This window comes from Microcoleus sp. B13-B6, assembly GCF_036705405.1.
In the GTDB taxonomy this organism is placed as follows: Bacteria; Cyanobacteriota; Cyanobacteriia; order Cyanobacteriales; family Microcoleaceae; genus Microcoleus.
Map to the genome: position 1 here is coordinate 1 of NZ_JAUBUJ010000186.1, position 8,107 is coordinate 8,107.

Consider the following 8,107-nt stretch of genomic DNA (forward strand, 5'->3'; position numbering starts at 1 on the left):
TTACGGATATGGGTTGATTTACATTCTGGGCATTGCATAAATTATTCCTCCTATTCATACTCTAACTCAGCAACGCCTAATCTTGACTTCCTTGAGCGTGGGCGGACAATTGCTCGTAATTGAGTACGAGGGCAAATCCAAACTTTGAGTGAGACCAATCGAGATTGGACTTGGTATTTGCAGCTTTGCCAAGCCACCAAATAACGTCAACTCCTGCATATAAGTAATCCTCTGTTCGTTTTTCAAGTTCTTCAACTGTTATTGAAGCTAGTTGGCACTCGTGAGCGACTATCCACCCGTTAGGAAACTTTGCTACAACATCAGCAATCCGCCTTACTTCAGGAATAGGAAACTCATATTCTATTTGGGCAAGGCTGTACTCTGGCAGTTCTGCCTTGAGAGTTTTTGCTATCAACTCTTTCCCTGCAAGATGTTCAGGACTTTCTGGATGGCTTTGGTAATCGCTTGTGCATTCTGCTTTGTGGGCAAAATGAGGTTTTTTGATCATCCCTTGCTTAATAATCATCGGACTACCACAAAGCTGACATACTAAGTCACCTGCTTTCAGTTCAGCACGAGGATTTTTCAATTTTGTAATGTCTACTCGTTCGTTAGTGCTTGCGATTTTGGCAATTAAGGGCATGGTCACACCTGTAGTTAAACGATAGACAGAGAGCCTATTAAACAGTTTAAAGCCCTTCGATATACAATGGCTATACTTAAATAGAGCATCTGTCCTTTCACCATCGGATAGCTGACATGACCCAAAGCCTCAACCCCACAACCTTACCCCCCGCCTTTCCCGATCACACCCAACTACCTGACTCCGACGGCACGTTTGTGAAAAACTTCCAAGAACATCCCCAGAGTATCCTACTCACCGACTCCCTGGAAACTACACTGCAAACCCTTCACCCCGACGGACAATATGCTATAGGGCAAGATTGTGGCATTTACTGGCGCGAAACCGACCCTCCAGAAAAGGGAGCCGAAGCACCTGACTGGTTCTACGTTCCCAACGTTCCGCCCCTAATAGATGGGGAAATTCGCCGCTCTTACGTGATTTGGCGCGAGTATATTGTGCCATTGATTGCGATCGAATTTGCTAGTGGTAATGGCTCTGAAGAACGAAACAATACTCCCTTATCTCGCTTACCAGAAGGTGTCAACCAGAAACCCGGAAAGTTTTGGGTATACGAGCAGATTATTCACATTCCTTACTATGCGATATACATCATTAAAACGAGCGAATTGGAAGTCTATAACTGGGTGAATACTCGTTATCGCCGTTTGCAACCGAACGATCGCGGACATTATCCGATCGACATGATGGGAGTAGAGTTAGGTGTGTGGGAAGGTAGCTATCAAAATCAGCATCAGCGATGGTTGCGTTGGTGGGATAATCAGGGGAATTTGTTGTTAACTGGTAGCGAACAAGCTAGACTCGAACGCCTCCATACCGAACAGGAACGCCAAAGGGCCGATCGCGCAGAACAAACCCAACGGGATGCTATTCCCCAACTGTTGGCAATGGGTTTAACTGTAGAGCAAGTGGCTCAGGCGCTGTCGCTGTCGGTGGAAGATGTACAGAGATTGGGCTGACAGTTAACTTTCATGATTCAGAAGCCAAATCTCTTTTCTCGAATTGCTGGCATTTCTACGATCGTCCTTTGTGCAGTCGGCGGATTGTTGTACGTCAAAAAACCCGTACAATCTATTCCCGGAAAACCAGCACCAGAGGAAATTGTACTAGATGCCGAAGTGCGATCGCTCCCCGGAAAACTCGACAATATCCCCCTCTTCAACAGCAACAGTCCCGAATGGGTCAATCGATTTTAGATTTTAGATTTTAGATTTTAGATTGACTTGCGCGAGATAAATGCTCTTTCTTGAGGATTTTCGATTTTCGATTTGGGATTGATTCCACGGATAAATCACGTGGCGGGTACCACCTTTGAAATTCGCTTGTCAAAAAAGAAGGCATTTTGCTCTCAACCTTTCCCCCAGACGGCAAAAAAGTCCCCGCAGCTCACCTTAACTTCGCCTTTCAAGGGCAATTTAACCTGTTTGCTCACCACTTTTCTCACACTCCCGCAAATCTACGCACTTTGTATATCGCAGCTTTGCTCTACAATCCCAGATCCGAACCCGTGACGGTGGAAGTGTTACAGGCAGCCAGTTACCTGATGGAACCAGACGCACCGTTCAAACAAAAACCAGCACTAAGTGAGAGTCCCAACGGCGAAGTATATTCCGGCCCTGGGATTCGCGCTGTCGATAACGTTTTGCGGGGAATGCGGCAGCCGGATTTTCCCGCAAAACTGCTCATTGCACCGGGAGAAACCGCATTGTTGATGAATCGCCCTATTCCCGTGCGGGGTCTGGAAAAGCCGATAAATGGTCGTTCTACCTTTGTGCGGCTCAAAAGTAGCGGCAAGGTTTATCAAAAATTTGGGTTTAAAACCCTGTCCTTCTAGGACAGCTTTAATTTCTTAAAACTTTTTTAAAAAAGTCCCGTAAGTTCCGATATCTGGGGTATATAGCCTTTCTCAGTAACATGAGGTACCCGACGTGCATAGGGCATAGGCCTCCGTGGGCATAGGGCATACCTCACCACGCTTGAGAACCGCTATAGTATAAAAGTCAAGGTCAAATTCGCAATGCCCTCGTGAAACAGGACATGAGACACACTTTTAGGCATAAACCGGGGGACGCAGAGCAGCGAAAACTCTTTAAACAGCTAGAGGCTGAATTCAGTAAGCCTTAAACCAGTCAAAACAAACTATTTTTAGGATTGTTAAGTAGGGTAGGGCATACCCAAACTCTAGATAAGTATTCTAGTACGCTTTTGGAGACAGACCCGCTGGGGTGGCTGCTTGCTCAGGCTCGTTAATTGGTAGGATTCTACGGTTGAAAAGTCGGAGTATTGCCTTTCATGACGCAACACTTAAAGGTTAGTCGCTGAATTAAGAATCCCTGCACCTTTAGGTCGGGGAGTGTCAAGCCGCTACTTTGGCAATGTATGCACCTCAAAATGCTGATGGGGGCGAGCGCGCGCCAACTCTGGAAGAATGGCAGCAATTGCTGAATAATGGCGGTTTGGCAGGCCCCCGCGACAAAACCCCGACTCCCCCCGACGCGACTTCGGGAAGCCTGATTTACGGCCGCGTGGCGGGGGTACAGGCAGGTTCGGGATGGGAAGCGGAATTAGTCGATCGCGATGCTAAAAATCTGGCAATTCCCCAGACTGGAAAAGCGATATCCTATGCGATCTCTACGTTGCGCGGGGGCACTTTGGGAACCCAACAAGTGCAAGCCGGAAAAATGCTGGCGCGCTATCCCGACACTGCTTACGAAGCCCACGGCAATTACGGCGTACACTACAATCTGATTTTGCCGCTGCATAACACTGCCCAAAAACCGCAAACGGTAGCGGTGAGTTTGGAAACGCCTTTAAAAGAAGATCGACTCTCAAAAAATGGATTGCGATTTCGCCAACCTCCCCTAGATTTTCCCTATTTTCGAGGTACTGTGCGGCTGCGCTACCAAGATGATGGAGGTTACGATGTAACTCGCTACGTGCATTTGTGGCACCGTTTCGGTCAAGTTGTGGAACCGATGGTAAAGTTGAGGTTAGCTGCGACAGAAACGCGATCGGTAAAAGTTGATTTTATTTATCCTCCCGATTCCACGCCGCCGCAAGTATTGACAGTGAGAACTTTGGAATAGTTGATTTATTTATTTCAGTCACTACCAGACCCAAAAAATATGTGATTTAATTTCTACATTAGTATGTAGGTGACAATATGTCTTCTTCACAACCCCCGTCAGGGGAAAGAAACCCTCTAGGATTGGATGAATTGATTGCTATCTTGGTTGCCTTCGGCACGATGGGAGCAATTTTATTTTGGGTAACAGGTAAAAATCCCGATCGATTGAATGCCAGAAATTGGCAATTTCCAGCCGTTTTCTCTCAGCCTGCGGTTACGCCCGCGACTCCGGGAATATTAACGCCAGAATCGCCAAATTCGGATTTGCGATCGCCCGCTGCAACCCCCGTTCCGTCAAAACCGGATGTCGCACCTGTTGCACCTTTAGGGCGGATTTTACCGGCAACTCCTCCGGTGGGTGTAATCGTTGTTCCTCCCAAGCCAATTGCGCGATCGACTCCCAATCCAGCAATTACCAAACCGAAAGCTGATAAACCCAAAGTTGGGCTCGTTAGATTCTCCGATGTTCCAGACAAATATTGGGCGCGTCCGTTCATTGTAGCTTTAGTCGATCGCAAAATCTTTGCTGATTCCACCGACAACAAATTTCGTCCCGACGAACCGATGACGCGAGCCGAACTAGCGCGCTTGATTCAGCGAATGTCCGACGACAAAGAACCGATCCGAAAACCAATTGATTTTAAAGACGTAAAAGACAAGAGTCCTGTCGCTCCCGCGATCGACCACACCGTCGAAGCTGGATATCTTAAAGGATACCCAAACAATGAGTTCCGTCCCGACAAAAATATTCCCCGTGTGGAAGTCATCACAGCTTTAGCGAGCGGTTTAAACCTGAAACAGTCAGCGAAAGCAAGCAAAACTTTACAGATTTATACAGACAGGAAAAAAGTGCCGAAATGGGCAGTTAACAAAGTAGCAGCAGCCACGGAAGCTGGCATTGTTGTCAATCACCCGAAGCGCGCACTTTTGCAGCCTAATAGAACAGCAACTCGCGCTGAAGTAGCAGCCATGATTTACCAAGCTATGGCCAAAAAAGGCCAAGTACCTGCTAAGTCTTCTGAGTATGTGGTGAAGCCTGTAAAGTTGTCCAAGTAATATATTAGGGGCGTTGCTCAGAGCAACGCCCCACAATAACATTTAATCGCTCTTGTTTGTAGTCAGGACTGAAGCTCTAACTACGAAGCTGCTAAATTAATCTTGAAACACCATAATACTGCCCGAATAGCAAGCTACCCAAACCTGATTAGTTTCCGGATCGTAAGTAATCCCGATCGGGCTTGAATTAACCTTCACTGTTTGCAGCACTTTCATATCGCTCGTCCTAACTTTGCTAACAGTATTCGAGAAATAGTTGACCACATAAAGCAGTTTTCCCTGATCGGAAATCGTCATGCTGCGAGGTGCTTTTCCTGTCGAAACTTTGTCCACCACTTTACCAGTTTTTAGGTCAATTTTTGCCACATTTCCTTCACCATTCAAAGTGGCATAAAGATACTTTCCGTTGGGATCGATCGTCAAATGACGCGGCGCATTGCCAATATTTCTCAGCCATTCTACCGAAAAGTCTATGAGATTAACTTTCGCAATATTGGAAGAACCCATGATGGCAACATAGGCATTTTTTGAGTCGGGAGTGACAACAATACCCCGAGGATATGCACCCAGTTTCACGCGCTCGATTTCGATATTTTTATTGATATCAACTACGCTCAAATCCCAACTGCACCAATTGCTCGCGAGGGCGAAGCGATTGTCAGGCGAAACAGCATTGAATTTCGGCACTGCACCTACAGGAATTACCTTTTCTATTTTCAAAGTTTGGGTATTGATGCGGTACAGAAAACTTTGGTCGTGTTTTGCTGCTGGAGAGCACCTGTCGGTTCCCGGATTGCTAAACCCCGAACCGTACATTTTGTAGTTGGAGACGTAGGCATATTTGCCATCGGTTGAAAAAGCAGCTTCTACGGGAGAGCCTTTATAATTGCCTTTGAATCTAGAAAAGCCGAACTTCGACAAGTTTACTGTATCGGGAATAGTCTTGACTAAATTAAAGTTCCTGTCGTAAACTGTGATTGTGTGGCGGTACATCATGTTTTGAGCAAAAAACAAGCCATCTCCCGAATAAACTATTGATTTGGGCGAGATGTTGCCGTAAATTGTTTTTTTCAAGGTCATTTTTCCTTGAGTGTTGTCGGGAGGATTTACTAGCCTTTGGGGTTGCGATCCAGTTTCTTGCTCCTCGGAATTTTCTGTTTTAAATGGTGGCAAAGAAGGTTCTTGAAATAGAGGTTCTTGGGGCTGAGTTTTAGTTGTATCTTCGAGTTCGTTTGGGTTTTCTGTGGCGGTAGGAGATGGCGAAGATCGATCGACATTTGGCGCTATTTTTTCCGCAGCTTCACTACTCGCCTCTTCCGGCTTGCCTTTCAGCGCTGACAAGGTTTTAGGGCCGACAATTCCGTCAACTTTCAGGTTGTTCTCTGCTTGAAACTTTTTCACAGCAGCCTGGGTGAGAGAACCGTAAAATCCTGTAGCCTTACCGCGAAAATATCCTGCTGCTTGCAGAGTTTGCTGGAGATTGGCAACTTCCGGGCCTGAATCACCTTTTTTGATGGCGAGTGCGGGATTGACTAAATTGAAAATTGTGAGAGCGATCGTAAAGAAAAGTAAAGGAGCAGAGGCTAAATTCCGGTGCATTTTTGAGTTTGTCGATCGAGTTTGACTCGCAGCCGTTTCCCAAGTTTCAGCTAAATGTAGGTAGGCCAGTCCGTCCATAGTTTTTACCGGGTATTTTTGGTGCTATGATACACCAGTTAATACCATTTTAGATTTTAGATTTTAGATTTTAGATGGCGAATGACTGATGCAATATGGGTTTGCAGCTTGCTGACCGTTGCATTCTTTTTTTAAAGTTGTATAACATTGATTAAAGGAAAAATCTGATTATAATCAAACTTAGGGTAAAATATCCTAGCAGTTTTTAGAGCAGTTTTTAATGGTGTAAGCAAGTAGGAGCGATCGACAATGTGGAGTGGGGAACAAACAACCGCAGAATCAACGACAAAAGAATCCCGCCAGACTTTGCTGTGGGACGATAACGGGGGACTTTGCCAGCGGGCTTGGGTAGAAATCGATTTAGCAGCTTTAACTCACAATGTAAAACAGCTTAAAAAACTCTTATCTCCCGATACAGAACTGATGGCCGTTGTGAAAGCGGATGCTTACGGGCATGGTGCTGTTGCAGTCAGTCAAACAGCATTGCAAGCAGGTGCTAGTTGGCTGGGAGTCGCGACAATTCCCGAAGGAATAGAATTGCGAGAAGCTGGGATAGAAGCGCCGATTTTGCTGTTGGGGGCAACCCATACAGCCCAACAGGTAAAGGCGATCGCCCAATGGCACTTGCAGCCCACTATTTGTACTGCCAAACAAGCCCTAATTTTTTCGGAAGTTCTCGCTGGTCTTAACCAATCTTTGCCAGTTCACGCTAAGTTAGATACGGGAATGTCTCGCTTGGGTACGCCCTGGCAGGAAGCAACAGAATTTGTGCAATTAGTCAATCGGTTGCCCAATTTAAAATTAGCCAGCATTTACTCTCACTTGGCGACTGCAGACAGTCCCGACCCCACAGTTATGAGAGAGCAGCACCAGCGGTTTAAACAGGCGATCGAGCAAATTAAAATAGCAGGAATTAACCCCCCTCGCCTCCACTTGGCAAACTCTGCTGCCGCCCTCGCTGACCCGGATTTGCACTACGATTTAGTGCGAGTCGGTTTAGCTACCTACGGTCTTTATCCAGCTCCTCACTTACAGTCGAGATCCAATTTGAAGCCCGCAATGCAGGTAAAAGCTAGGGTAACGCAGGTGAAAACAATTGAAGCAGGAACCGGCGTCAGTTACGGCTATCAATTTATAGCTCAGCGTCAGACACAGATTGCCGTAATTGGTATCGGCTATGCAGATGGTATTCCGCGCAATCTTTCTAATAAAATGCAGGTTTTAGTCAGGGGTAAGTTCGTGCGGCAAGTGGGAGCCGTGACGATGGATCAATTAATGCTGGATGTAACTGATATTCCCGATTTAGAAGTTGGCGAAGTGGTGACTCTGTTGGGCCAAGATGGGGAAAATCAAATTAGTGCTGACGATTGGGCCGCGACTTTAGGAACTATTTCGTGGGAAATTCTCTGCGGTTTTAAACACCGATTGCCCCGCGTAGCAGTACACTATTAACAATAGCCCGGCAGGGGTTTAAACCCCTGCCTCATAGCAAAAGTCGGTTTAAACTCATATGTTGGACCATTCTCAATTAGCCTTTTATGAACAGGCAAGATGCCTGTTCCACAAGAAAATTTATATTTTGTGGAACAGGCATCTTGCCTGTT

Annotated in this window: 7 protein-coding genes and 1 pseudogene; 6 read left to right on the forward strand and 2 right to left on the reverse strand. The window is 46.2% G+C overall.

The window, feature by feature from the left end; genetic code table 11:
* Positions 1-76 precede the first annotated feature (76 nt).
* Positions 77-643 (reverse strand): competence protein CoiA family protein, encoded by a 567-nt coding sequence (locus tag QUB35_RS37860; protein WP_333148076.1) that lies wholly within the window; start codon positions 641-643, stop codon positions 77-79.
* Positions 644-759: 116 nt separating this feature from the next.
* Between QUB35_RS37860 and QUB35_RS37865 the strand changes: the two genes are divergently transcribed.
* The 5 genes and pseudogenes from QUB35_RS37865 (at position 760) to QUB35_RS37885 (ending at position 4,826) form a co-directional block, all read left to right on the forward strand.
* Entirely contained in the window at positions 760-1,602 is an 843-nt protein-coding gene (locus QUB35_RS37865) for a Uma2 family endonuclease (protein ID WP_333148078.1), read from the forward strand.
* Positions 1,603-1,614: 12 nt separating this feature from the next.
* Positions 1,615-1,839, forward strand: coding sequence for a DUF3370 family protein (locus tag QUB35_RS37870; protein WP_333148080.1), 225 nt, complete (start codon positions 1,615-1,617; stop codon positions 1,837-1,839).
* A gap of 146 nt (positions 1,840-1,985) precedes the next feature.
* The gene (locus QUB35_RS37875) at positions 1,986-2,477 is read left to right on the forward strand and encodes a DUF3370 family protein (protein ID WP_445252102.1); all 492 of its coding nucleotides are present in this window, start codon (positions 1,986-1,988) and stop codon (positions 2,475-2,477) included.
* 526 nt (positions 2,478-3,003) lie between these two features.
* Positions 3,004-3,729 (forward strand): annotated as a pseudogene (locus QUB35_RS37880) (DUF3370 family protein); the annotation flags it as partial.
* 77 nt (positions 3,730-3,806) lie between these two features.
* A complete protein-coding gene (locus QUB35_RS37885) occupies positions 3,807-4,826 on the forward strand; it encodes an S-layer homology domain-containing protein (protein WP_333148082.1) in 1,020 nt (339 codons plus the stop codon).
* A gap of 96 nt (positions 4,827-4,922) precedes the next feature.
* On the opposite strand, the gene QUB35_RS37890 is transcribed toward QUB35_RS37885, so the two are convergent.
* Complete coding sequence (locus tag QUB35_RS37890; RefSeq protein WP_333148084.1) at positions 4,923-6,503, reverse strand: peptidoglycan-binding protein; 1,581 nt, start codon at positions 6,501-6,503, stop codon at positions 4,923-4,925.
* 249 nt (positions 6,504-6,752) lie between these two features.
* Here QUB35_RS37890 and alr point away from each other — a divergent pair, with 249 nt between their 5' ends.
* Positions 6,753-7,955 (forward strand): alanine racemase, encoded by a 1,203-nt coding sequence (gene alr, locus QUB35_RS37895; protein ID WP_333148086.1) that lies wholly within the window; start codon positions 6,753-6,755, stop codon positions 7,953-7,955.
* Positions 7,956-8,107 lie beyond the last annotated feature (152 nt).

Coding starts and splice junctions, on each gene's coding strand:
- QUB35_RS37860 (WP_333148076.1), bottom strand. CDS start 643: ATGCCCTTAATTGCCAAAATCGCAAGCACTAACGAACGAGTAGACATT.
- QUB35_RS37865 (WP_333148078.1), top strand. CDS start 760: ATGACCCAAAGCCTCAACCCCACAACCTTACCCCCCGCCTTTCCCGAT.
- QUB35_RS37870 (WP_333148080.1), top strand. CDS start 1,615: ATGATTCAGAAGCCAAATCTCTTTTCTCGAATTGCTGGCATTTCTACG.
- QUB35_RS37885 (WP_333148082.1), top strand. CDS start 3,807: ATGTCTTCTTCACAACCCCCGTCAGGGGAAAGAAACCCTCTAGGATTG.
- QUB35_RS37890 (WP_333148084.1), bottom strand. CDS start 6,503: ATGGACGGACTGGCCTACCTACATTTAGCTGAAACTTGGGAAACGGCT.
- alr (WP_333148086.1), top strand. CDS start 6,753: ATGTGGAGTGGGGAACAAACAACCGCAGAATCAACGACAAAAGAATCC.